Raw genomic sequence first — 23,794 nt, forward strand, 5'->3', positions numbered from 1 at the left:
GGTGGTGGGTGGGTTCTGGGGTGGCCGAGGGGGCGGGTGGGGTGGGGCGGCGGTCTTCCGGGGGGATTACGGGGGTGGTCGGCTGGCTCAGGAAGACGCGGCGGACCACGCGTTCCGCCGCCTGGCCGTCGTCGTGGGTGCAGAAGCGGGTCCGGAAGGACGCGCGGAGCTGCGCCGAACGCGAGCCCTGCCAGTGGCCCGTGGCGAAGATGTCCACCAGCTCGTCCTCGGTGCGGGCGATCGCCCCCGGGGGGAAGCCGCGGAGGTCGAAGTACGTGCCGCGGGAGGCCTCGTACGCCTCCCAGTCGTCCGCGTGGATCACGATCGGGCGGTCCAGGGACGCGTAGTCGAACATGAGGGACGAGTAGTCCGTCACCAACGCGTCCGAGGCCAGGCAGAGTTCCTCCACCGAGGGGTGGGCGGAGACGTCCAGCAGGCGGGGGTGCGGTTCGGGGGAGGGGGAGCCCGCGTAGGTGAGGTGGGTGCGGGTCAGGATCGTGTAGCGCGGGCCCAGGTCGCGCAGGATCCGGTCGAAGTCCAGGTGCGCGGGACGGCTGCGCCGGTAGTCGCGGTGGGTCGGCGCGTACAGGATCGCCGTGGAGCCCGGCGGGATGCCGAGGCGTTCGCGCAGCTCCAGGACGTCGGCCTGGGTGGCCCGGTGGAACACGTCGTTGCGCGGGTAGCCGTATTCGAGCGTGGTGTACGAGGAGGGGACCGCCTTCTCCCAGACGAGGGTGGAGTGGCGGTTCGAGGAGAGCAGGTAGTCCCACTGGTCCGCGCCTCGCAGAAGGCCGGCGAAGTCCGCCGTGGGGGTGGCCGCCGGGCGGTCCTGGAGGTCGAGGCCGACCCGCTTGAGCGGGGTGCCGTGCTGCGTCTGGACGAGGATCTGGCCGGGGCGCTTGACCAGGGCACGGTCGAAGTTGACGTTGGTGACGAGGTAGGTGGCGCGGGCCAGGGCCGTCCAGTACGCCGCCGAACCCGGCCGGAGCGCGGTGGTTTCGCGGGGCAGGGTCGAGGCGTGCGCCGGGTCGCAGATCCATGCCGTCCGCATGCGCGGGGCGAGTTCGCGCAGCTTGGCCTCGATCGCCGCCGGGTTGCAGGAGTAACCGCCGTGCCAGTACGCGGAGAAGACCGCCAGCTCCGGGCGGAGCGGGAGCAGGCGCTGCGTGCGGTAGTGCAGGCGCAGGGCGGTTTCGCGCAGGCCCCGCCCCAGGACGGCCCCGGCGCGGCCCGCCGTGAGCGAGGCCGAGCGGAGCAGGGACAGCAGGCGGTACGCGCGCCTCGTGCCCAGCCGCATCAGGAGGTGGCGGGTCCGGTCCGTCCGGCTCAGGGACAGCGGCCGGAGTCCCGGCACCCGGTAGCGGCGCAGCAGGGCCGAGGCCCGGGTGAAGAACTCGGCCCGGGCGGCGCGCGGGAGCCGGCGCGGGTCCGCGTACAGGGCGCAGAAGTGCTCGGCCATCCGCCGGTGCACGGCGGGCCGCCAGCGCTCCAGCTCGGGGCGGGTGGCGAGGTAGCCGAAGACGCGGTCGTACTGGTCGAAGATGTCGAGGTGGCGGCGGGTGGACGTGGTCAGGATCGAGCCCGTGCGGCGCTGGCGGTAGTGCACGCAGACCCGGTCCAGGACGGCCACGGACTCCGCCGCCAGCAGGGCGGGGTAGGTCCAGGGGGTGTCCTCGTAGAAGCCGGGCGGGAAGGCGAGGCCCTCGCGCTCCACGTATTCGCGGCGGTAGGCCTTGTTCCACACCACCATCAGCATGCCGAGGAGGGCGGGCCGGTCGGCGAGGCGGAAGCTGGCCGGGCCCTCTTCGCAGAGGCGGTGGGAGAGGCTGTTGCGGACCAGCTCGCCGGTCCAGTAGGTGCGCGCGTAGTCGTAGACGAGGACGTCCGGGGAGCCGGTGGCCTTCAGCCGGTCGGTGACGGCCTGCAGGGCGCCCGGGGCGAGGGTGTCGTCGCCGTCGAGGAAGATCAGATAGTCGCCGGTCGCCCGGGACAGGCCCGCGTTGCGGGCCGGCCCCAGGCCGAGGTTGTGCGCCAGGTGCACGGCGGTGACCCGGGGGTCGCGGGCGGCGTAGTCGTCGATGATCGAACCGCAGGCGTCCGGGGAGGCGTCGTCGACCACGATCAGTTCGAGGTCCGGGTACGACTGGGTCAGGACCGAGTCCAGACTCTCCTGGAGGTAGGCCTGGACCTTGTACGCGGGCACGATGACGCTGAACCGGGGCACGGCACATCCAGGGGTCGGCGCGGGCAATATTGCCCAGGAACCCCCGGCGTGGTGATCGGGTTACGCGGGGTGCGGCATTCGGGTTACGCAGCGTCAACCCGGCACGTCAACAGCATGATCAGAAGCGGATTACTTGATCGCTCCCGCCATCACCCCCGAGACGAACTGCCGCTGGAAGGCGAAGAACACGACGAGCGGCACCACCATCGACAGGAAGGCGCCGGGCGCCAGCACGTCGATGTTGTTCCCGAACTGCCGTACCTGCTGCTGGAGTGCGACCGTGACGGGCGGGTGCGCCGAGTCCGCGAAGACCAGTGCGACCAGCATGTCGTTCCACACCCACAGGAACTGGAAGATGCCGAGCGAGGCGATCGCCGGACCGCCCAGCGGCAGCACCACCCGGGTGAACAGCCGCAGTTCGCCCGCCCCGTCGAGGCGGGCCGCCTCCAGCAGCTCGCGCGGGATCTCCGCGAAGAAGTTGCGCAGCAGGAACACGGCGAACGGCAGCCCGAAGGCGGTGTGGAAGAGGACCACGCCCGCCGTGGTCTCGAACAGGCCGATGGAGCCGAAGAGTTCGGAGACCGGGATGAGTGCCACCTGGACGGGTACGACGAGCAGCCCGACCACGATCAGGAACAGCCAGTCCCGGCCGGGGAACTCCAGCCAGGCGAAGGCGTATCCGGCGAACGCCCCCAGCGCGAGGACGAGCAGGGTCGCCGGGACGGCGATGGCCGCCGTGTCGATCAGCGAGCCCGTAACGGTCTCGTTGGCCAGCAGCCGCTCGTAGTTGGCGGCCGTCAGCCGGGATGGCTCCGTCAGCGCCCGCCACCAGCCGCCCTCGTTCAGCGCGGTGGGGGACAGGAACGAGGAGATCAGCAGCCCGAGCGTGGGCAGCAGCCAGAACAGGCCCGCCAGGACCAGGAAGACGCGCAGCGCCCCGCCGGCCGCCCGTGAGGCGAGGGACCGGGCGGTCGGCGCCGTACGGGACGGCGTCCCGGAACCGGTACGGGTATCGGAGCGGGTGGCGGACGGGGTACGCGGCAGTGGGCTCATCGGCGGGCCTCCCGGCGCATCCGGCGGATGTTGTAGGCCATGACGGGAACGACCAGCACCAGCAGCAGCACCGCGATGGCGCTGCCCAGACCCGGATCGGCGTCCGTGCCGAAGGAGGTCCGGTACAGCTGGAGCGCCAGCACGTTGGCGTCGTCCTGCACCGCGCCCGGCGCGATCACGTAGACGAGGTCGAAGACCTTCATGACGTTGATGACGAGGGTGACCAGGACGACGGCCAGCACGGGCGCCAGCAGCGGCACCGTGATCCGCCGCAGCACCTGCCACTCGCTCGCCCCGTCCACCCGCGCCGCCTCCAGCAGCTCGCGCGGTACGGCGGCCAGCCCGGCCCCGATCAGCACCATCGCGAACCCGGCCCACATCCAGACGTAGGCCCCGATCACCGCCGGGGTCACCAGCGTCGGGCCGAGCCACTCCACCCCCGAGTACGCCTCCCGGAAGTTCGAGGCGGGCAGCCGCAGCATTGCGCCGTCGGCCGCGGCGGACAGGGTGAAGGTGCCGTCGGCACGGGTTTTCGCCGAGTCGACCACCCGGCCGTCCTTGACCGCCTCGACCCGCAGCCCGGCGAGCGCGGACTCGGTGGCGTCGACCGTGTTCGTCGTACCGCCCCCGCCCCGGGTGAAGTCCTGCCAGGCGGTGCCGGTGACCTTCCCGGGCTCGGCGCCCGCGGCCTGCGCCGTACGCGTCCCCGCGGGCAGGGCCTCCGGGGCGATACCGACCAGCGGCAGCTGCGCGGGCACGCCCGCCCGTACCGGATCGCGGGTCAGGTACGCGCCCCCGTCCGCCGGGACCAGCGGGGAGTCCCGGCCCGGGCGGGCCTTGGGGAAGGCGGAGGACTCGGCGAAGGTGTCGTGGACGCCGACCCAGACGGCGTTGGCCACGCCCCGGTCGGGGTCGGCGTCGTAGACGAGCCGGAAGATGATGCCCGCGGCGAGCATCGAGATGGCCATCGGCATGAAGACGATCAATTTGAACGCCGTTCCCCAGCGCACCCGTTCGGTCAGCACGGCGAAGAGCAGGCCGAGTGCGGTGGCGGTGACCGGGGCCAGCACCACCCAGAGCGCGGTGTTTCCCAGGGCGGTGCGGATCGTGTCGTCGTTCAGGATCTCCCGGTAGTTCCCGGCGCCCACGAACTCCTCGCCGGTGCGGTCGAAGAAGCTGCGGTAGAGCGAGTAGCCGATGGGATGCACGACGAGCGCCCCGAGCAGGACGAGGGCGGGGAGCAGGAACGCCGCGGCGGTCAGCCGGCGGCGCCCGGCCCCGGCCGGCCTGGCCGTGCGGGCGCGGAGGCGACCGCCGGCCGGCCTGGCAGCGGGAGAGGGAGCGGGAGAGGGAGCGGAGGTGGAGGTGGAGGTGGAGACGCTCTCGCGATCGGCGCGGGCCACGGGATCAGTTCCCGTAGGCCTTGGCCGCGTCCGCCTCCAGCCTCGCCTGGGTCCCCGCCACGTCCGACGGGTTCGCCAGGAAGTCCTGGAGCGCCTTCCATTCGCCCGCGCCCGGGGTTCCGCCGAAGGCCGCCGGAGCCTGGTCCGACATGTCGAAGCGGAAGTCGTCGCCCGCCGCGATCAGGGCCTGGGCGATGCCTCGCTGGATGTCGTTCGGGTACGCGGCCGGCTCGACCGACTTGTTCGGGGAGAGGAAACCGCCCTCCTTGGCCTGGATCCGCGCCGAGTCGGCCGAGGCCAGGAACGTCAGCAGCGCCTGTGCGCCCTTGGAAGCCTTCAGCGCCACCGCCACGTCCCCGCCCGAGACCACCGGGGCCTTGGCGCCGACCGCCGGGAAGGGGAAGACCAGCGCGTCCGTGCCCACCTTCGCCTGGGTCTGCGCGATGTTCACCGCCACGAAGTCGCCCTCGTAGACCATCGCGGCCGCCGGCCGGTCCCCGCCGGTGAAGGTCTGCGTCACCGACTTCGGGAACTCGGTCGCCAGCGCCCCGCTCTGGCCGCCCGCCAGGAAGTCCTTGCGGCCGAACAGCTCGGCCAGCGAGGTCAGCGCCTGCTTCACGCTGTCGTCCGTCCACTTGATCTGGTGCTTGGCCAACTGGTCGTACTTCTCCGGGCCCGCCTGCGAGAGGTAGACGTTCTCGAACCAGTCGGTCAGGGTCCAGCCGTCGGCCCCGGCCACCGAAACCGCGGGGGTACCCGACGCGGACAGGGTGTCTGCCGCCGTGATCAGTTCCTTCCAGGTCGCCGGGGGTCGTACGCCCGCCGCCTCGAAGGCCTTCGCGTTGTACCAGATCAGCGACTTGTTGGCGGCCTTGTAATACACGCCGTACTGGGTGCCGTCGACCGCGCCCAGTGTCTTCCAGCCGTTCGAGTAGTTCTTGTCGAGCTGGGCCTGCGCGTCGGCGCCGACCGGCTGAGCCCACTTGTTCTTGACCGCCGAGACCAGCGCCCCGACCTGAGGGAGCAGCGCCACGTCCGGCGGGGCGCCGCCCGCGATCTTCGAGCCGAGGAAGGTGACGATCGGGTCCTGCGCCGGCACGAAGGTGACCGTGGCGCCCGTCCGCCGCTCGAACTCCTTCAGGACCTTGACGAAGTTCTCCTGCTCCGCGCCCGTCCAGACGGCGGCGACTTCCAGCTTCTCCCCGTCGAGTCGGGGCAATGCGACGGCGGGCCCCGCCGAGGCGTCGGGGCCGTCCGTGCCACTCGGGGACTTCTCGCCGTCGCTGCCGCACGCACTGAGCGCGAGCGCGCCGACGACGGCCAGAGCGGCCCAAGTGCGGTGCGGTTTAAGGAATGTCGTGTGGCTCGATCCGTACGTGCGCATGGCGCTGCCCCCGGTGCCTCGCTGGCGATGGTGTGTCCCGTGCCACAAGGTCTACGCCGCCCCGCGCACCCCCGCAATACCGCCTCGCGGTGTCCGGGGGTGCGCGGAAGACCGCTCAGGGGGCAGGTGGAAAGAGCACCGGTACGGCCGAGACCAGGTGCGAGGCCCGGTCCAGGGCGCTGGCCAGCAGCGCCAGGTCCGTCGGGCCGTTGCCCAGCTCACGGACCGGGCGCCGGGCCGGCGGATCGCCCATCCGCTCCCACTCCACCGGGATGACAGTCGGCCTCAAGGTCGCCGTCCGGGGGATCCGGCCGGTGACCCGGCCGCCCTGGAAGGCGACCGTGCGCCCGTCGGCGTACCGGAGCACCCCCCGGCCGGGGCCCGGCTGGTCGGGGGCGTCGAGTTCTACGCGCAGGGTCGTGAGCCGGGCCAGCTCGGTGTCGGCCGTCCGTTCCGGGCGGGCGCTGGTGGCCACCAGGTGCACACCGAGCCGGGCCCCTTCGCGGGCCACCGCCTCCAGTGCGCGGACCACCGAACCGGCGGCGGGCCGGCCCGTGCTGCCCAGACCCGGTGCGACCAGTGCGTCGAAGTCGTCCACCAGCACGACCAGCCGGGGCAGCGGGCTGGGCCCGGCCGCCGGGTCGGTACGGGTGGCCGAGGAGCGCAGCCGCAGGGTGCCGGAACGCTGGGGTTCGAGGTCGCCGCGCAGCTCGCCGGGGGTGGGCTGACGGGGCGAGACCATCCGGTCGGAGACCTCGTGCAGCGCGTGCCACTCGGAGAACGCCGCGCCGTCCAGGAACTCGGCCCGCCGCTTGAGCTCGGCGCCCAGAGCCTGCGCGAACTCCCGCATCCGCAGCGGGTCCGAGGCCACCAGGTGCGCAGAGACGTGCGGCAGCTCCGTGCAGGGCAGCAGGCCGTCGCCGCGTTCGCCGCCGGCCCCGTCGAGCAGGACCAGGCCGAGCCGGTCGGGCCGGGCGGCGGCCGACAGGGAGGCCGCGACGGAACGGAGCAGTTCCGTACGGCCGCTGCCGGCGGGCCCCTCGATCAGCATGTGCGGCCCGTCGGTGACCAGTTCGGCGCCCACCGGCCCGCGCCGGCCGTTGCCCAGCACGATCTCCGCGAGGCCGCCGAGGTGCTGTCCCTGGTCGGTGGCAGCCGCCCAACGGGCCATCAGTGAAGCCGGGGTGGCCCGGGCCAGCCCCAACTCGTCGAGCAGTCTGGAGGTCTGGGGCAGGCTGGCGGCGGCCGGCCGGTAACCGCCCTCGGTGGCGGGGGAGTCGGGCTTGAGGGGAGCCAGGGCGCGGGCGAACCGCTCCGCCCAGGCCGCTGATACGGCGTCCGCCGTGGCCGTCCCACCGGACGCGGCCGGTCTGCCGCCCGAGACCGCGAAGGTCCGTACGGTCGTGGCCACATCGCCGCTGAGCAGGGCGGCGGCCCCGCAGTCCCGGAAGGCGGGGGTGGCCGCGCAGGCCGCCTCGTAGGTCTCGGCGACGGGCGAGGCGGGTGTCGCGGCCGGCGCCTCCGCGAGGGCCAGCACGTGGATCCCGGCGGCCGGGCCGTGCGAGGCCAGCCGGCTGGTGATGTCCCTGAGCGCCCCGGGGCCGGGGTCCCCGTCGAGGACGAGCAGGGTGTAGGGGCCCCGGTAGCCGTACGAGGCCTCGCGGACCGCGTCCGGGCCGGCGGCGGCCCAGTGCGTGCCGAGCGGGCCGTCGTCGAGCCGCCGGGTCAGCTCCCCGGCGCGGGCGGCCGCCTGATCGCGGTCGTAGGCGAGCAGCAGCCGGCAGTCCTGCCCGTGCGCCGGGCGTACGTGGGGCAGCCAGCCGAGCCAGCCCCAGTCACGGCGGCGTTCGGCGAGGGGGCGGGCCCGGTCGGCGCAGATCAGCACGATCTCCAGGCGCTGGCCCGGGGCGTGCAGGGCGGCGAGCCGGGCGATGACGGAGCGGGCCACACCGGTCAGCCGGGCCCGCGGTCCGGCGATGCCGAGCGCACCGGTCTCGCGGAGCGCGACCTCGCTGCCCGCGCCGAGCGCGACATCGAGCCCGGCGGGCCCGGCCCACAGCCGCGGGGCCGGCCCGAGGGCGGTGAGGAGAAGGGCCGCGGGATCGTCCGATCCGGGCCGGGCGACGACGGCGGCCGCGGTCTCGGTGACCACCTCGACCTCGGCGGCCTCCGGCCCGCGCACCCACTTGCGGGCCCAGGCCCCGATGCCGCGGCGCGATCCGCGGCGGGACTCGATCTCGGGGGCGGGCGAGCGGTCGGGGGCGGGCTCCGCGGTGGGCTGCCCCCAGCCGCCTTCGCCGTGGTGCTCGACCCCGGTCCGGTGCTGCGCACCCGGTCCGGCGTCGCCGTACTGACCGGCGGCCCTGGCTCCGGGCGCCGATCCGCCGTGCGGCCGGACTCCGGACGCGGCCCGGCCGGGCCCGCCGTACGGCTCGAGCCCCGGCGCGGAGGCTCCGAACCCGGAGGCTCCGGATTCGGCGGCCCCGGATCCGGCGGCGGCGCGGTCGGGGGCGGCCGGGTCGGGGGCGGAGCGGTAGCCGGCCCCCGGGGTGCTGGGCCCGGGCCTGGCGATCCGGCCGGCGCGGGCGGGGCCGGCGGTGCCGTCACGGTCGGGCCCGGGGTAGGGCCAGTCGTCCGAGGAGGCGGAGCCGGGCGTGCTCCAGCCGCCGCCGGTGTACTGCTCGGAGCCTGGGGCGGCGGGGGCCGGTCCGGCGTTGCCGTTCCGGTGCGCCTCGGGCGAGCCGGAGGCGGGTCCGGGTCCGGTGCCGGTGCCGGTGCCCGGGGCGGAGCCGCCGTCCGGGGAAGGGGAGGGGTGCGGGACCCGGCCCTGCGGTGCCCGCCCGCCCGCGTGGGGGTACGCCCCGCTCGGGGCGCCGGGGACGGAGCCGGCCCAGGCGCCGCCGGGGTGCTCCCCGGGCCTCGTGCCGGGCACGGAGCCCGGGGCTTCGGCCGCGTGGCCGCCCCGGGGCCCAGGGCCCGCGCCGGGGCGCGCCGCGGGCACGGTCCGGGCCGGGGCCCCGCCGTGCCCGCGGGCCTCGGCGTGGGCCCCGGTGGCGGCGGCGGGCGCCGGGTCGGCCCAGGCTCCGCCGTGCCCGCCGTGCCCGCCGTGCCCGCCGGGCTCGGCGTACGCTCCGGCGCCGGTACGGGGTGCGGGGCCGGTCCGGGCCCCTGCCTCCGCGTACGCCCCGGCGGCGGGTGTCGGGTCGGTCCGGGCTTTACCGCCCGCGGGGTGCGCCCCCGCCGCGGAGGCGGGCGTAGCGCCGGTCCGGGCTTTGCCGGGGTACGCCCCGGACGGTCCGGGCTCCGCGCCGGGTTGGGCCCCCGGGAGCGGGACGCAGAGGTGCCCCTCCAGGTCCGGGGTGAGGGAGAGGGGGGCGGGGGTCGGGCCCACGGCCAGCCGGAGGGTGGATTCGCCGACCCGCAGCAGTGCGCCCGGCGCGAGCGCCACCCGCTCCGCGCCGACCACCGTGCCGTCGAGCGTCGTACCGTTCGTCGACCCGAGGTCGGCCACCGCCACGCGCCCGTCCGGGAGCACCGTCACGGTGCAGTGCAGGCGGGACACGTCCGGATCGTCCAGCGGGACGTCCGCGTCGGCGGAGCGCCCGATCCGGATCGCTCCCGGGTGCAGCAGGTGCACCCCGCCGGCGTCCGGCCCGCCCACGACGTGCAGCTGCGGCCCGTCCCCGATCCCGGCGCCGGCCGCGTCCGTCCGTACGTCGGGGCCGGGCACGTTCAGCGACAGCACCGCCCCGTCCACGAGCGGCGGCTCGCCGAGCGCGCACCGCGAGGGGTCCAGACGCTCTGTACCGGCGTAGAGCACGACCGTGCCCCCGGTGTCGGGTCCGCCCACGGTCGCCGCGAGCCCGGAGGCCACCGCGGACAGGGCGGTGCCGGCGGGCGCCGTGACGAGTACGTCACAGCTCGCCGGCGCGCCTCCCCCGCCGGCACTCCCGCCGGAGGCGGTCGCGGTGGCGGTCTGGTGGCCGCTGCGCGACCCCGACCCAAGGACGGTCAGCCGGATCTGCATCGCCGTCAGCGGTCCCTTCTGCGCGGTGCGCGGTGAGTGCGCCCGGCAGGGACCCGCGGGACCGGTCGCCCATGCGTCCGCATGTGGTGCCCGTCCGCCCGCCCCCACCCGGCACGGACGCGTCGTCCGGTCAGGTCTGCCCGGAAGGCGGGGCTCCCGTCCCGGCCGTTCCGTACGGGTGCATCCTCGCACCTGTCGTCCTCAACACGCCCGCCACCCACCGGTAAGTGATCTTGATCGGTCGCGGACCGGTACCGGACCTGCAAGCGGGCCGATCGGATATCGACAGGAAGGCCGGGAAAATCGCCCCCGGCATAGACCCGAAACATCACTCTTCGTGCATATGTGCGGCAACCAACCTCCCGCACTCAGCGTCTTCCCTCGGGACAAGCCCTAGAGTGGGCCGGAAAACCATTTCGCGGATCCAAGCGCATATCGAGCGCGGATCACTCGCCGAAATCGACGACAGCAGGGAGCGCGCGACGTGCGGCCAGTCGGCAGCAAGTACCTGCTCGAGGAGCCGCTCGGGCGCGGCGCCACGGGCACCGTCTGGCGCGCTCGCCAGCGGGAGGCCGCCGGTGCGGAGGCGGCAGTCGCCGGCCACCCCGGCGAGACCGTGGCCATCAAGGTCCTCAAGGAGGAGCTGGCCCAGGACGCGGACATCGTCATGCGCTTCCTGCGCGAGCGCTCCGTCCTGTTGCGCCTGACCCACCCCAACATCGTCCGCACCCGCGACCTCGTCGTCGAGGGCGATCTGCTCGCGCTCGTCATGGACCTCATCGACGGTCCCGACCTGCACAAGTACCTCCGCGCGAACGGCCCCTTCACCCCGGTCGCCGCGAGCCTGCTGACCGCTCAGATCGCGGACGCGCTCGCCGCCAGCCACGCCGACGGCGTGGTCCACCGGGACCTGAAGCCCGCCAATGTCCTTCTCGACGAGCGCGACGGCCAGATGAAGCCGATGCTCACCGACTTCGGCATCGCGCGCCTGGCCGACTCCCCGGGCCTGACGCGCACGCACGAGTTCGTCGGCACCCCGGCCTACGTCGCCCCCGAGTCCGCCGAGGGCCGCCCGCAGACCTCCGCCGTCGACATCTACGGCGCCGGCATCCTGCTCTACGAGCTCCTCACCGGACGGCCGCCCTTCGCCGGCGGCAGCGCGCTGGAAGTCCTGCACCGCCACCTCAGCGAGGAGCCGCAGCGCCCGCCGAACGTGCCCGAGCCGCTGTGGACGGTCATCGAGCGCTGCATGCGCAAGGAGCCGGGCGAGCGTCCGAGCGCGGAGAGCCTGGCGCGCGGCCTGCGCGTCGTCGCCTCCGGCATCGGCGTGCACTCCACGGGCGCCCAGGTCGAGGCCGCCCTCGGAGTCGGTGCGCTCCTCGCGCCCGACCCCTCGCCCGCGCCGGTGCCCGAGACCCCGGGCGCCGCGGACGCGACGCAGATGCTGTCCGGCAGTGCCTCCCCGCTGGGGGCTTACGACCCCAGCGCCATGACCAGCGTGATGCCGCCGGTCGGCGCGGCCGACGCCACGTCCGTGCTGCCGAGCACGGGGGCCCCCGGGGCCGATCCGACCTCCGTGATGCCGCCCGTGCAGCGGCCGGACCAGCCGCACCCGTGGCAGTCGCAGATGCGGGCGGCCCGCGACCGCAACGAGCAGACGCAGATGCAGTACCTGGACCCGAGCGAGGATCCGCTGCGCCGCCGGCCGCAGCGCCAGGGACCGCCGCCCCAGCAGCAGCACCAGCAGCCGCAGCGGCCCCAGCGGCAGCCGCAGCGACCCCAGCAGCCTCCGCAGCAGCAGCAGCCGTACCGGCAGGCCCCGCCGCCGCAGCAGTACCAGCAGCCTCAGCAGTACCCGCAGCAGCAGTACGCGCCGCAGCCCCCGCCGCAGCACTATCAGCCGCAGCAGCAGCACCCCCAGCAGTACCAGCAGCCGCAGGGGCAGCCCCAGTACCGCCAGCCCCAGCAGCAGCCCCCTCAGGGGCCGCCGCCGCGTCAGCAACCGGAACGGCGGGAGCCCCGCGAGCCGCGCCGCAGCGCGAACCCGGTGAAGATCCCGGGTCTGGGCTGCCTCAAGGGCTGTCTCGTGATGATCCTCGTGTTCTTCGTCGCGGGCTGGCTGGTCTGGGAACTGACCCCGCTCCAGGAGTGGGTCGGCACCGGCCGGGGCTGGTGGGACCAGGTGTGGACCTGGGGCACGGACGTCGTGGACTGGGTCGGCGCGATCGGCGACAGCACGGGCGGGACGGGCTCCTGAGCCCTCCCCGTCCCCGAGCGCGCTGTACCGGCGCAATCCGCCCGAACCGGGCCTCGTACCGGTGACTTCGTGGATTTGTCGACTTCCAGGGCGTGATTTCGCCCGCAGAAGTGAAGGTCGCCGCGATCCGTGGACCCCAACCCCCACCCGGCCGCGTAGCTTTGGTGCTTACGCCAGCCGCTGAGGGAGCAGTTGTGGCACGGAAGATCGGCAGCCGGTACACCGCGCATCAGATCCTGGGGCGCGGCAGCGCGGGCACGGTATGGCTGGGCGAGGGGCCTGACGGCCCCGTCGCCGTCAAACTGCTGCGCGAGGACCTCGCGTCCGACCAGGAACTCGTCGGACGGTTCGTCCAGGAGCGCAGCGCGCTGCTGGGCCTGGAGCACCCGCACGTCGTCTGCGTCCGCGACCTCGTCGTGGACGGCAACGACCTCGCCCTCGTCATGGACCTGGTCCGCGGTACGGACCTGCGTACGCGCCTCGACCGCGAGCGGCGGCTCGCCCCCGAGGCGGCCGTCGCCATCGTCGCGGACGTCGCCGACGCGCTCGCCGCCGCGCACGCGGCCGGGGTCGTACACCGGGACGTGAAGCCGGAGAACGTCCTCCTCGACATGCAGGGCCCACTCGGCCCGGGCGGCGCCCATCCGGCGCTGCTCACCGACTTCGGCGTGGCCAAGCTCATCGACTCGCCGCGGCGGGCCACCGGCGGACGGGCCTCGGCCCCCACCACCCGGATCATCGGAACGCCCGACTATCTGGCGCCGGAGATCGTGGAGGGGCTGCCCCCGCGCGCGGCGGTGGACATCTACGCGCTGGCCACCGTGCTGTACGAACTCCTCGCCGGTTTCACGCCGTTCGGCGGCGGGCACCCCGGTGCGGTGCTGCGGCGGCACGTGACGGAAACCGTCGTCCCGCTGCCCGGCATCCCCGACGAGCTGTGGCAGCTGATGGTCCAGTGCCTGGCGAAGGCCCCCGCTTCGCGGCTGCGGGCCTCGGAGCTCTCCCTGCGGCTGCGGGACCTGCTGCCGCTGCTGGTGGGCATGCCGCCGCTGGACGTGGACGAGCCGGACGAGCCGGAGCCGGCGGAGTTCGTGGAACCGGAGACGGTCGCGGATCCGGTGCGGCGGCGGGGTGTGGTTCCGCTGGTGCCGGGGTCCTCCACGGACTCCAACCGGGACACCCACACCTCGATGCGGGTGCCGGGGCCGGACGAGCTCGCGGGGGGCGCGCTCGGGACCGCCCGGGTTCCGCGCCCTGCGGGTGGGCATCGGCCGGGGTCCGCGCGGCACCGGGCGGAGACCGTGCGCAAGCGGAGGCTGGCGTTGTCGGCCGCCGCCGTTGCGCTGGCCGCCGCGGTGGGTGTCGGGGGGTGGCTGGCCGTCTCCTCCGACTCGGCGCCGCCGCCCCAGGACAGCAAGCAGTCGGGGTCGACGGCCCCGTAGCCCCCGCGCCCGCGCCGACCCCGGTCCGCCCTCCGGGGCTGTCCCCTACCCTCCCTTCGACCGTTCCCCGGGCGCTGCCCGACCCCGGTCCTCAAACGCCGGACGGGCTGAAACGACCCCGGGGCTCCGCCCCCGACCCCGGTCCTCAAACGCCGGACGGGCTGAACAGCCCCACCCCAGAGCCCGCGCCTCGGACGCCGGACGGGCTGAAACGAGCCGCCCCTCAAACACCGGCGGGGCTGTCAATGGCCCGCCGGGGGCTACGCGCCCGTCAGTTCCGGATGCCAGCGCCGCGCCACCGCGGGGTGGGCGCGGACCCAGCCCTTCAGTTCGTTGCGGCCGTACTCCGCGTGCAGCGGGTTCGACGCGTCGTGTGCGAGGCCCGGCGCCGAGTCCAGGTAGCCGCCCGGAACCGTCTCTATGACGGCGTCGAGGCGCGGGTTGTAGAAGAACGGCACCGAGAACCGCTCCACACCCCCCGCCGGGCTCACCACGCGGTGGTCCGTCGCCGTCAGGTACCCCTCGGTCGCGATCTCCAGCAGTTCGCCCAGGTTGACCACGAAGGCTCCCGGCAGCGGGGGGACGTCCAGGAAGGCCCCGTCCCGGACCACTTGGAGACCGCCCACCGCGTCCTGGAGGAGCAGGGTGAGGAAGCCGTAGTCCTTGTGGGCCCCGACCCCCTGGTCGGCGCCCGTCGGGGCGGCTCCCGGGTAGCGGATCAGCTTCGTGTGCAGGTGGGGCCGGTCCGCGAAGGCCGCGTCGAAGAAGTCCGCCGGGGCGCCGATCGAGGTGAGCAGCTCCTGGAGCAGGCGGTGGGCCACCGCCGCCAGCCGGGACTGCCACTCCAGCACCACGTCCCGCAGTTCCGGCAGCGCCGCGGGCCACTGGTTCGGGCCCTCCAGCCACAGGTACGCCGGGTCGTCCGGCCCGACCGCCGGCGCCGGCCGCTCCGCGCCCACGTCGAGCTGGTCGCGCCAGTCGGAGGCGCCGCCGGTCAGCTCGTGCCCGATGCGGGTGTAGCCCCGGAAGTGCGGTGAGCTCAGATTGCTCACGGCCAGCCGGTCCGCTTCCGGGAGGGCGAAGAACGCCCTGGTCAGTTCCAGGATGCGGGAGGTCTCGGCCGCCGTGATCCCGTGCCCGGTGAGGTGCAGGAATCCGCTGTCCCGGGCGGCCGCGTGCAGTTCCTTGCGGAAGGAGTCGCGCAGCGCCGGGTCGTCGGCCTGGGAGAGGTCCAGGACCGGGAGGGAGGGGGCCGCGGGAGAAGGGGCCGGGGAAGGCGCAGGAGCAGGAGGAGAGGAAGGGGCTGGAGGGGGCGTGGCAGTGGTGGAAGCGGAAGGAGAGGGGTGCGCGGACGGCATGACGGCTCCGTTTCGGATGTCACGGGGTCCTGTCCCCAGGGGTGGCGGGGGCCGCGGCTGGGGGAGGGCCGCCGGCAGGGTTGGCGCCGGGACCGCGAGGCCGCGTACAGGACCAAGTCGGATCGGGGTGGATCAGGCTTGGGGATGGTCCGGCGGCAGACAGCTCGTCGTCGTGACACGCATGTGGTCCACATGGCGGCGCTTGACGAGGAAGACGGTCATATCGTGAGCGTACGCCCGTGCGACCCGACCTCAGTACGGGTGATTCGGCCTGGCCGGAGAGCGTCCCCCGGGGACCGGCTACGCTGGACCCGTGGCAGTCGTCGATGTTTCCGAAGAGCTGAAGTCCCTCTCCTCGACCATGGGGTCGATCGAGGCCGTCCTGGACCTCGACAAGCTGAGGGCCGATATCGCCGTGCTCGAGGAGCAGGCAGCCGCGCCGTCCCTGTGGGACGACCCGGACGCCGCCCAGAAGATCACGAGCAAGCTTTCGCACCTCCAGGCCGAGGTTCGCAAGACCGAGCACCTGCGCGGGCGCATCGACGACCTCTCGGTGCTGTTCGAGCTCGCCCAGGAGATGGACGACGCGGACACCCTCGCCGAGGCGGAGACCGAGCTGGTCTCCGTACGCAAGGCGCTGGACGAGATGGAGGTCCGCACCCTGCTCTCCGGCGAGTACGCCGAGCGCGAGGCGCTGGTCAACATCCGTGCCGAGGCCGGCGGCGTGGACGCCTCCGACTTCGCCGAGCGCCTGCAGCGCATGTACCTGCGCTGGGCCGAGCGCCACGGCTACCCGACCGAGATCTACGAGACCTCGTACGCGGAAGAGGCCGGCATCAAGTCGACCACCTTCGTGGTCAAGGCCCCGTACGCCTACGGCACCCTCTCCGTCGAGCAGGGCACCCACCGGCTCGTCCGGATCTCGCCCTTCGACAACCAGGGCCGCCGCCAGACCTCCTTCGCGGGCGTCGAGGTGCTGCCGGTCGTCGAGTCCAGCGACCACGTCGAGATCGACGAGGGCGAACTGCGCATCGACGTGTACCGCGCTTCCGGCCCCGGCGGCCAGGGCGTCAACACCACCGACTCCGCGGTGCGCATCACGCACCTGCCGACCGGCATCGTGGTCTCCTGCCAGAACGAGCGCTCGCAGATCCAGAACAAGGCCAGCGCGATGAACGTCCTCCAGGCCAAGCTGCTCGAGCGGCGCCGCCAGGAGGAGAAGGACAGGATGGACGCCCTCAAGGACGGCGGAAGCTCCTGGGGCAACCAGATGCGGTCCTACGTCCTGCACCCGTACCAGATGGTCAAGGACCTCCGGACGGAGTTCGAGGTCGGCAACCCGCAGGCGGTGCTCGACGGCGAGATCGACGGCTTCCTGGAGGCCGGGATCCGCTGGCGCAAGCAGCAGGAGCAGACCGCGTAGGCAGCGGCGCGAGCACGCGGCAGAGTACGGAACAGAGCATGGGAAGGGCCCGGACACCTCGCAGGTGTCCGGGCCCTTCCGCTGTGCTCGCGATCGGGCCGTGGGCCTGATCTGGACGCGCTTGTGATCGGGACGTGGCGGCTGAGGAGCTACGCCGTCTGCTGAGCCACCAGTGCCAACGCGGCCACCAGGATCACGAGCAGCGCGATGAGCGCCACCGGGTTCAGGCCGCCTGAAAAGGGGCCCTCCTGCTGGAGGCGCTGGCGGTTCGCCCGGCATACCGGGCAGCGGCCCTGGTTCACGGGTCCGGCGCAGTTCGCGCACACGAGCCGGTCATATGTCATGCGCTCCTCCTTCCGTCCCCTCGGGTACAACGGCAGCGGGCACGACTCCGTTCCCTACCACTGTGCCAGCTCCGGGGACATTAGGCGCGGCCCGTCCGGACAATCGCGGTCGTGCACGCCGGGGACCACGGGATATATCGGACAACTCCGGACGCCGGGTCCACACCCCGCGCCTGTTCGCGTATGGTCACGCACACCTACTCCCGGCGACCGTGGTGCACCCGTGATCCGATTCGACAACGTCTCCAAGTCCTACCCGAAGCAGAGCCGCCCCGCACTCAGAGATGTCTCCCTGGACATCGCGAAGGGCGAGTTCGTCTTCCTGGTCGGCTCCTCCGGCTCCGGCAAGTCCACCTTCATGCGGCTCATCCTGCGCGAGGAGCGGGCGAGCCACGGCCAGGTGCACGTCCTGGGCAAGGACCTCGCCAAGCTCTCCAACTGGAAGGTTCCGCAGATGCGGCGCCAGCTGGGGACCGTCTTCCAGGACTTCCGGCTCCTGCCCAACAAGTCGGTGGCCGACAACGTGGCCTTCGCCCAAGAAGTCATCGGCAGACCGCGCGGCGAGATCAAGAAGGCCGTCCCCCAGGTTCTGGAGCTCGTCGGCCTCGGCGGCAAAGAGGACCGGATGCCCGGCGAGCTCTCCGGCGGTGAGCAGCAGCGCGTGGCCATCGCCCGTGCCTTCGTCAACCGGCCGGCGCTGCTGATCGCGGACGAGCCCACCGGCAACCTGGACCCCCAGACCTCCGTCGGGATCATGAAGCTGCTGGACCGGATCAACCGGACCGGCACCACCGTGATCATGGCGACCCACGACCAGCAGATCGTCGACCAGATGCGCAAGCGCGTCATCGAACTCGAGCTGGGCCGTCTCGTCCGCGACCAGTCGCGCGGCGTCTACGGCTACCAGCACTGAAAGGCTCCTGAGACGCGATGCGCGCCCAGTTCGTCATGTCGGAGATCGGGGTCGGTCTCCGCCGCAATCTGACCATGACCTTCGCGGTCATCATCTCCGTATCCCTGTCGCTGGCCCTCTTCGGCGGCTCCCTGCTCATGCGCGACCAGGTGAGCAAGATGAAGGGGTACTGGTACGACAAGGTCAACGTCTCGATCTACCTCTGCAACAAGAGCGACGCCGAGGCGACCAACGGGGCCTCCTGCTCCAAGGGGGCGGTGACCCCGGAGCAGAAGAAGGCCCTGGAGGCCGAGCTCAAGGGCATGGACCTCGTCGAGAACGTCACGTACGAGTCCTCCGACGAGGCCTTCAAGCACTACAAGGAGCAGTTCGGGCACACCGCCCTGGCCGCCTCCATCACCCCAGACCAGATGCCCGAGTCCTTCCGGGTGAAGCTCAAGCAGCCGGAGAAGTACAAGGTCATCACGACCTCCTTCTCCGGACGCGACGGAGTCCAGTCGGTCGAGGACCAGCGCACCGTGCTGGACAACCTCTTCAGACTCCTCGGCTACCTCAACATCGCCGCTCTCGGCATCATGCTGATCATGCTGGTCGTGGCGCTGCTGCTGATCGTCAACACGGTGCGCGTCTCGGCCTTCAGCCGTCGGCGCGAAACCGGGATCATGCGCTTGGTGGGCGCATCCAGCTTCTACATCCAGGTGCCGTTCATCATGGAGGCGGCCTTCGCCGGCCTGATCGGCGCGCTGCTCGCCTGCGGGATGCTCGGCGCCGGCCAGTACTTCGTGATCGACCACGGCGCCGCGCTGCGCGACAAGATGGAGCTCATCAACTTCATCGGCTGGGACTCGGTCCTGACCAAGCTGCCGCTGGTGCTGGTCATCGGTCTGCTGATGCCCTCACTGGCCGCCTTCGTCGCGTTGCGCAAGTACCTGAAGGTGTGACGAGCGCCCCGTGAGCGGTACGGCCAACCACCCGTAACGGCGCGGGGCTTGTCCTAGACTCGGCGCCATGCCGGCTCTGCCCGCCTTCTGTCTCCGGCCCCGCGACCAGCGTCGCGGGGCCGTTTTGACGTTGCTCTTCCTCGCTGCCGTAGGGGTCGGCGCGTGCACCGGGAGCTGGGACTTCGGCTCCGGCCGGGCCGCGGGCGGCGCCGGCCTGGTCGTGCGTACGGAGCCTGCCGGGACCGGGCCGGGGGCGTCGGCGCAGGCGCCCCGGGTGGCGGGCACCGCCGACCGGGACGCGGTGGCCCGCGCGGTCGCCGAAGCCGTCGCCGAGGGCAAGTCCGCCAAGTCGGCGGCCCAGGAAGTGGTCAGCCGCAGCGGGGACCGCTGGGGCGCGGTGTACGACCAGGGCGAGTACGAGGCCTTCGCCGACGACCTGGACGGTCACTGGACGGGCGTCGGCCTGTGGGCCGGGCGGCTGCGCGACGGCCGCATCGAGATCGACCGGGTCCAGCCCGGCGGCCCCGCGGCGCGGGCCGGGATGCGCGCAGGGGACCGGCTGCTGAGCATCGACGGGCAGGGCGTGACCGGACTGCGGGTGGCCGAGGTGGTGACCCTGCTCCGCGGCAGGGCCGGCACCCCCGTGATGCTGAAACTGACCCGCGGCGGGGGCGACCTCACGGAGACCGTGCGGCGCGAGGAGCTGCGCAGCGATCCCGTGACGGTCCGGGAACTGCCCGGCGGGATCACGGTCATCAAGGTCGCCTCCTTCACCCGGGGCTCCGGCGACCGGGTCCGCTCCGCGGTCCGCGCCGCCCCGCCCGGCGCCGGGGTCATGCTGGACCTGCGCGGCAACACGGGCGGCCTGGTCACCGAGGCGGTGACAGCCGCCTCCGCCTTCCTGGACGGCGGGCTGGTGGCCACGTACGACGTACGGGGCGCCCAGCGCGCCCTTTACGCGAGCCCGGGCGGCGATACGGCCCGGCCGCTGGTGGCGCTGATCGACGGCGGCACGATGAGCGCGGCCGAGCTGGTCACCGGCGCCCTCCAGGACCGCGGCCGCGCGGTGGCGGTCGGTACCCGCACCTTCGGCAAGGGCTCGGTGCAGATGCCGACGGAGCTGCCGGACGGATCGGTGGCGGAACTGACGGTGGGTACGTACCGCACTCCGGCGGGCCGCAGCCTGGACGGCGGGGGCATTACGCCGGACCTGGCGGCCGCGGACCGGGTCGAGGAACGGGCCCGCACGGTATTGAGTGGCATCGGGGTGGGTCCGTAGTGCGAAAATGACCGCACTATGGCTAAGGAAACAGGGCGCAAGCTGATCGCCCAGAACAAGAAGGCGCGGCACGACTACACGATCATCGACACCTACGAGTGCGGCCTCGTGCTCACGGGTACCGAGGTCAAGTCCCTGCGTCAGGGCCGCGCCTCGCTGGTGGACGGCTTCGTGTCGGTGGAGAGCGGCGAGGCCTGGCTCTACAACGTGCACGTGCCGGAGTACAGCCAGGGCACGTGGACCAACCACAGCGCGCGGCGCAAGCGCAAGCTCCTCCTGCACCGGGAGGAGATCGACAAGCTGGAGTCGAAGACGGGGGAGACGGGCAACACGATCGTGCCGCTCGTCCTGTACTTCAAGGACGGCCGGGCGAAGATCGAGATCGCGCTGGCGAAGGGCAAGAAGGAGTACGACAAGCGGCAGTCGCTGCGCGAGAAGCAGGACACGCGCGAGACGAACCGGGTGATCTCGGCCGTGAAGCGCAAGGAGCGCGGCCAGCTTTAATCTTCTGGCACAGCGTGGTCCACTTCGCGTACGATGGCGTCAGCACCACGCGCTTGCGGGTGGTGGCTGTGCGAGCAGGGCCAGCAGGACCGGCAGAGCTCCTGGAGCTCTTGAGGTTCCGGCTGGATCTAACTGAATAGCGTGAAACATGGGGATGATCGGTTTCGACAGCGGATGTCGATGTAGGGGAAGCGAGCCGAGGAAGCGGCAATGATCTCGTTAACCATATGTCGCAAACAATAATCGCCAATTCCAAGAGCGATAACTCCCGCTTCACCCTCGCTGCCTAATAACAGTGAGCTGAAGCCTCTGTGAGGAGCGTCAGCCCGGAAGTGGTCCCGGTCCGGATCCTGGCGTCAACTAGGGATCTAAACCTCTAACTCCGGTCACGGGGGATAGAGGGAAATCAAACAGTGACTGAGCCCGTCGGAGACTTGTCCGTGTGATCTCCGGGGCCGAGAAAAGCGCAGCGGAATGCGCTCGGAGAAGCCCTACTTCTGCACCGTTGGACGCGGGTTCGATTCCCGCCATCTCCACAACCCCATGTGAAAAGCCCCCGGCTTGCGAGTGTTCTCGCGGGTCGGGGGCTTTTTGTTTGGGCGGGGGCGGGTGTTGGTTCGTCGCCACGAGCGTGGCCCGGCCGGCCCGTGCACGCCTCGTCGCACGCCTCGTCCTCCGTCACCCGGCAGCCGGGTGGTTCACCGCCCTGAACGCGGTGCTTCCGAGCCCCAGGGCCACCAGCGCCGCCGCGGCCGGAAGGGCGTACGGGGCGGTCGTGCCGAGGTGGTCGATCGCGGCGCCGGCGGTCGCGGAGCCGGCCGCGATGCCCGCGAAGATGGCGGTGACGGCGAGCGTCATGCCCTCGTTGAGGCGGCCCGCCGGGATCGCCGTGTGGATCCGGGACATCGCGGTCACCATGACCGGGGCCGTGGCCATGCCGGCCGCCAGGAGCGCCAGGGCCAGCGGGAGGACCGAGCCGGTGGCCGCCGCCGCCCAGGGGAGGACCATCGCCGCCGCCAGGGCTGCCAGGCAGGTCGGGAGGGGCCGGGGGCGCAGGGTTCCGTAGAGCAGGCCGGCCGCGCAGGAGCCGGCCGCCTGGAGGCCCAGGACCGGGCCCGACAGGGCGCCGAGGCCCTGGCCGCCGAGGTGGGCGACGGAGGTGATCTCCAGGGAGCCGAACATCGTGCCGAGGACGAAGAAGAGCGGCAGCAGCCGTCCCAGGCTCCGCAGCGGGGACGGGCCGCGGACCGCCGCCACCGGCGGGGGCTCGGTGGCCCGGTGGGCCGTGAAGACCAGCATCCCGGTGAGGAGCAGCGCGGCCCCGGCGAGCGTGCCCGCCTCCGGGAAGACGGCGGTGCAGAGGAACGCGGCGGCCACCGGCCCGAGCATGAACGCCAGCTCGTCCGCGGCCTGTTCGAAGGACATCGCGGTGTGGTGCGCGGCGGGATCACCCTTGAGCAGGCCGGTCCAGCGGGCGCGGGACATGCCGCCGATGTTGGGGGTGGTCGCGGTGGCGGCGTAGGAGGCGAAGAGGGTCCACGCGGGGGCCCCGGTACGGACGCACGCGACGAGGGAGAGCGAGCCGAGGACCGCGATCAGGGTGGCGGGCAGGGCGACCCGGGCCTGCCCGTGCCGGTCGACCAGCCGGGCCGTCCAGGGCGCCACGAGTGCGGTGGCGGCCAGGCCGACGGCCACGACCGCGCCGGCGAGGGCGTACGAGCCGCGCTGCCCGGCGATCATCATGACGGCGCTGACGCCGAACATGCCCATGGGGAGCCGGGCGATGAGGTTCCCGGTGGTGAACCCGCGGGTGCCGGGGAGGGCGAACAGCCGCCGGTACGGGCCCGGTGCGCGGGCCGGCCGCGGCGGGCGGGCCGTGGGGGAGCGGTGCTCCGGGCGGGCCGGGGCGGAGGCGATCACCAGGGTGGTGCCGGTGACGGCCATCAGCGGGGCGGGCCGGGCTCCGGAGGCGCCCCGGGTGGCGGAAGGGGCAGTGGACGCGGGCAGTGGGGTGGCGGTGGGCATGGGTCAAGGCTCCGGCCGGGAGCCGCCGGCGGTCCAACACCTGTTCGGGGCCGATTCACCGCTCCGCGTTGTTACTGAGGTTTTCAGGGTGGAGTCGGTGGTGAGAGGGTCAGGCCGGTGGCGGTGAGGCAGCCGTCAATCAGGCGGGGCTGGAGCTGGATCCTGCGTAACTCGCGGCGGAGTATGCGGTCGAGGTCGTCGGGTGTCTCGAAGGCGGTGTTGGCCATCGCTCTGCGCACGAGTGACCAGACGGCCTCGACGGGGTTCAGGTCGGGCGCGTACGCAGGGAGCCGGACGGTGGTGAGCCAGTCGTGTTCGGCTTCATAGCGTTTCAGCCCGGCGGCCAGGTGGGTGTTGAGGTTGTCCCAGACCACCACGATCGGTCCTCCGAGCTGAATGTGTGCCCGGACCAGCAGGTCGCGGTAGTCCTTCCAAGAGAAGCTCTTGCGGGCGCCCTTGAGGAGGAGATGGGTGCGGGGCCGGTAGATGAGACGGCTAGGCTCGCCGGGTTTGTAGCAGCAGAGTGTGGCGACGGAGGTCCTGCGGCGGGACCTGCCTCTGACCCGGATGACGGGGGTGTGTCCGCGCCGGCCCCAGGTGCGGGCGCGGGGCGGCGTCATGGAGAATCCGGCCTCGTCCTCGAAGACGATCCAGCCCCCACACGCCGCCGCGAGGCTTTTACCCGCGGCCACACCTCCTTCTTCCACAGCTCGACGGCCTGCTCGTCGCGTTCAAGGGCTCTGCGGGCGGGCGCCTGCCAGGACCAGCCGTGCCGTTTCAGCAGCCGCCAGACCGTCGCCACCGACAGCGTCAAGCGCAGGCGGCGGCGGATCACCGTCTGGACGCGGGCCAGGGTCCACCGCTGATCCTCGAAACCGTGTGCTGACGGGCCCTTGCCGAGTTCGTCCTCGAGTACGGCGAACTGGGCATCGGTGACGGTCGGGGAGTTTGCCGGGCCACTCGAGCGAAGGGCGTCCATGCCGCCCTCGCGCCAGGCACGGCGCCAGCGTTCCACCGACCGCACACTCACCCGCAGATCCTTCGCGATCACCGCGGTCTTCTCACCCGCCGCGAACCTCTCGCCGGCCTCACGCCGGATTCCCTCACGAAACGCCCGACGCTCAGCGGTCAGGCCCCCACCCTCCGGATAACGCATACCACCGGCATACCGCAGGGATCATGACCCGTCACCACCCGACGGCAACCCGAAATCCTCA

At 72.8% G+C, this 23,794-nt stretch carries 16 protein-coding genes and 1 other RNA gene; 8 read left to right on the forward strand and 9 right to left on the reverse strand.

Annotation, left to right across the window (positions count from 1 at the left end; all coding sequences use genetic code 11):
* From OTB20_RS34900 to OTB20_RS34920, 5 genes are all read right to left on the reverse strand, one after another.
* Positions 1-2,224: bifunctional glycosyltransferase/CDP-glycerol:glycerophosphate glycerophosphotransferase (locus OTB20_RS34900; protein ID WP_267823794.1), on the reverse strand; the 2,224-nt coding region annotated here is incomplete at its 3' end.
* A 129-nt stretch (positions 2,225-2,353) separates the two neighbouring features.
* Positions 2,354-3,277 carry a carbohydrate ABC transporter permease gene (locus OTB20_RS34905; RefSeq protein ID WP_267823796.1) on the reverse strand — a complete coding sequence of 308 codons (924 nt, stop codon included), beginning with the start codon at positions 3,275-3,277 and terminating at the stop codon, positions 2,354-2,356.
* Positions 3,274-4,680 (reverse strand): carbohydrate ABC transporter permease, encoded by a 1,407-nt coding sequence (locus OTB20_RS34910; protein WP_420716544.1) that lies wholly within the window; start codon positions 4,678-4,680, stop codon positions 3,274-3,276. Before OTB20_RS34910 ends, OTB20_RS34905 begins: the two co-directional genes overlap by 4 nt.
* Positions 4,681-4,684: 4 nt before the next feature.
* On the reverse strand, positions 4,685-6,064 hold the full coding sequence (locus OTB20_RS34915) for an ABC transporter substrate-binding protein (protein WP_267823797.1): 1,380 nt from the start codon (positions 6,062-6,064) through the stop codon (positions 4,685-4,687).
* A gap of 115 nt (positions 6,065-6,179) precedes the next feature.
* A complete protein-coding gene (locus OTB20_RS34920) occupies positions 6,180-10,091 on the reverse strand; it encodes an FHA domain-containing protein (RefSeq protein WP_267823799.1) in 3,912 nt (1,303 codons plus the stop codon).
* Between the two features lie 484 nt (positions 10,092-10,575).
* Here OTB20_RS34920 and OTB20_RS34925 point away from each other — a divergent pair, with 484 nt between their 5' ends.
* Both OTB20_RS34925 and OTB20_RS34930 read left to right on the forward strand, forming a co-directional pair.
* On the forward strand, positions 10,576-12,348 hold the full coding sequence (locus OTB20_RS34925; RefSeq protein ID WP_267823801.1) for a serine/threonine-protein kinase: 1,773 nt from the start codon (positions 10,576-10,578) through the stop codon (positions 12,346-12,348).
* Positions 12,349-12,542: 194 nt separating this feature from the next.
* Positions 12,543-13,790, forward strand: a complete 1,248-nt coding sequence (locus OTB20_RS34930; protein WP_267823803.1) for a serine/threonine-protein kinase — start codon at positions 12,543-12,545, stop codon at positions 13,788-13,790.
* Positions 13,791-14,050: 260 nt separating this feature from the next.
* Here OTB20_RS34930 and OTB20_RS34935 read toward each other — a convergent pair whose 3' ends face one another.
* Positions 14,051-15,148: an isopenicillin N synthase family dioxygenase gene (locus OTB20_RS34935; protein WP_267823805.1), complete on the reverse strand. Its 1,098-nt coding sequence runs from the start codon at positions 15,146-15,148 to the stop codon at positions 14,051-14,053.
* A gap of 313 nt (positions 15,149-15,461) precedes the next feature.
* Between OTB20_RS34935 and prfB the strand changes: the two genes are divergently transcribed.
* Positions 15,462-16,571: a peptide chain release factor 2 gene (prfB, locus tag OTB20_RS34940; protein ID WP_267758833.1), complete on the forward strand. Its 1,110-nt coding sequence runs from the start codon at positions 15,462-15,464 to the stop codon at positions 16,569-16,571.
* A gap of 149 nt (positions 16,572-16,720) precedes the next feature.
* Here the strand turns inward: prfB and OTB20_RS34945 are convergent, their stop codons facing one another.
* Entirely contained in the window at positions 16,721-16,915 is a 195-nt protein-coding gene (locus tag OTB20_RS34945) for a hypothetical protein (protein ID WP_267758832.1), read from the reverse strand.
* Positions 16,916-17,138: 223 nt separating this feature from the next.
* On the opposite strand from OTB20_RS34945, the gene ftsE reads away from it, so the two are divergent.
* The 5 genes from ftsE (at position 17,139) to ssrA (ending at position 21,091) form a co-directional block, all read left to right on the forward strand.
* Positions 17,139-17,828: a cell division ATP-binding protein FtsE gene (ftsE, locus tag OTB20_RS34950; protein WP_267758831.1), complete on the forward strand. Its 690-nt coding sequence runs from the start codon at positions 17,139-17,141 to the stop codon at positions 17,826-17,828.
* Between the two features lie 17 nt (positions 17,829-17,845).
* Positions 17,846-18,769, forward strand: coding sequence for a permease-like cell division protein FtsX (gene ftsX, locus OTB20_RS34955; RefSeq protein WP_267823807.1), 924 nt, complete (start codon positions 17,846-17,848; stop codon positions 18,767-18,769).
* Positions 18,770-18,836: 67 nt separating this feature from the next.
* Positions 18,837-20,048, forward strand: coding sequence for a S41 family peptidase (locus OTB20_RS34960; protein ID WP_267823809.1), 1,212 nt, complete (start codon positions 18,837-18,839; stop codon positions 20,046-20,048).
* Between the two features lie 18 nt (positions 20,049-20,066).
* Positions 20,067-20,552: an SsrA-binding protein SmpB gene (smpB, locus tag OTB20_RS34965; RefSeq protein WP_267758828.1), complete on the forward strand. Its 486-nt coding sequence runs from the start codon at positions 20,067-20,069 to the stop codon at positions 20,550-20,552.
* Between the two features lie 150 nt (positions 20,553-20,702).
* Positions 20,703-21,091: a transfer-messenger RNA gene (ssrA, locus tag OTB20_RS34970) on the forward strand.
* Positions 21,092-21,230: 139 nt separating this feature from the next.
* On the opposite strand, the gene OTB20_RS34975 is transcribed toward ssrA, so the two are convergent.
* Positions 21,231-22,577, reverse strand: coding sequence for an MFS transporter (locus OTB20_RS34975; RefSeq protein ID WP_267823811.1), 1,347 nt, complete (start codon positions 22,575-22,577; stop codon positions 21,231-21,233).
* 83 nt (positions 22,578-22,660) lie between these two features.
* A protein-coding gene (locus OTB20_RS42940) for an IS630 family transposase (RefSeq protein ID WP_420716545.1) occupies positions 22,661-23,733 on the reverse strand; the annotation gives its coding sequence in 2 pieces (ribosomal slippage) (positions 22,661-23,223 and positions 23,223-23,733; 1,074 coding nt in all).
* Between the last annotated feature and the right edge of the window lie 61 nt (positions 23,734-23,794).

Source organism: Streptomyces sp. H27-H1 (genome assembly GCF_026627445.1).
GTDB lineage: Bacteria > Actinomycetota > Actinomycetes > Streptomycetales > Streptomycetaceae > Streptomyces.

Bases quoted from the DNA above. Each gene is read 5' to 3' on its own strand.
- OTB20_RS34920 (WP_267823799.1), bottom strand. From the start codon at position 10,091: ATGCAGATCCGGCTGACCGTCCTTGGGTCGGGGTCGCGCAGCGGCCAC.
- OTB20_RS34960 (WP_267823809.1), top strand. From the start codon at position 18,837: ATGCCGGCTCTGCCCGCCTTCTGTCTCCGGCCCCGCGACCAGCGTCGC.
- OTB20_RS34905 (WP_267823796.1), bottom strand. From the start codon at position 3,277: ATGAGCCCACTGCCGCGTACCCCGTCCGCCACCCGCTCCGATACCCGT.
- OTB20_RS34915 (WP_267823797.1), bottom strand. From the start codon at position 6,064: ATGCGCACGTACGGATCGAGCCACACGACATTCCTTAAACCGCACCGC.
- OTB20_RS34975 (WP_267823811.1), bottom strand. From the start codon at position 22,577: ATGCCCACCGCCACCCCACTGCCCGCGTCCACTGCCCCTTCCGCCACC.
- ftsX (WP_267823807.1), top strand. From the start codon at position 17,846: ATGCGCGCCCAGTTCGTCATGTCGGAGATCGGGGTCGGTCTCCGCCGC.
- OTB20_RS34935 (WP_267823805.1), bottom strand. From the start codon at position 15,148: ATGCCGTCCGCGCACCCCTCTCCTTCCGCTTCCACCACTGCCACGCCC.
- OTB20_RS34945 (WP_267758832.1), bottom strand. From the start codon at position 16,915: ATGACATATGACCGGCTCGTGTGCGCGAACTGCGCCGGACCCGTGAAC.
- smpB (WP_267758828.1), top strand. From the start codon at position 20,067: ATGGCTAAGGAAACAGGGCGCAAGCTGATCGCCCAGAACAAGAAGGCG.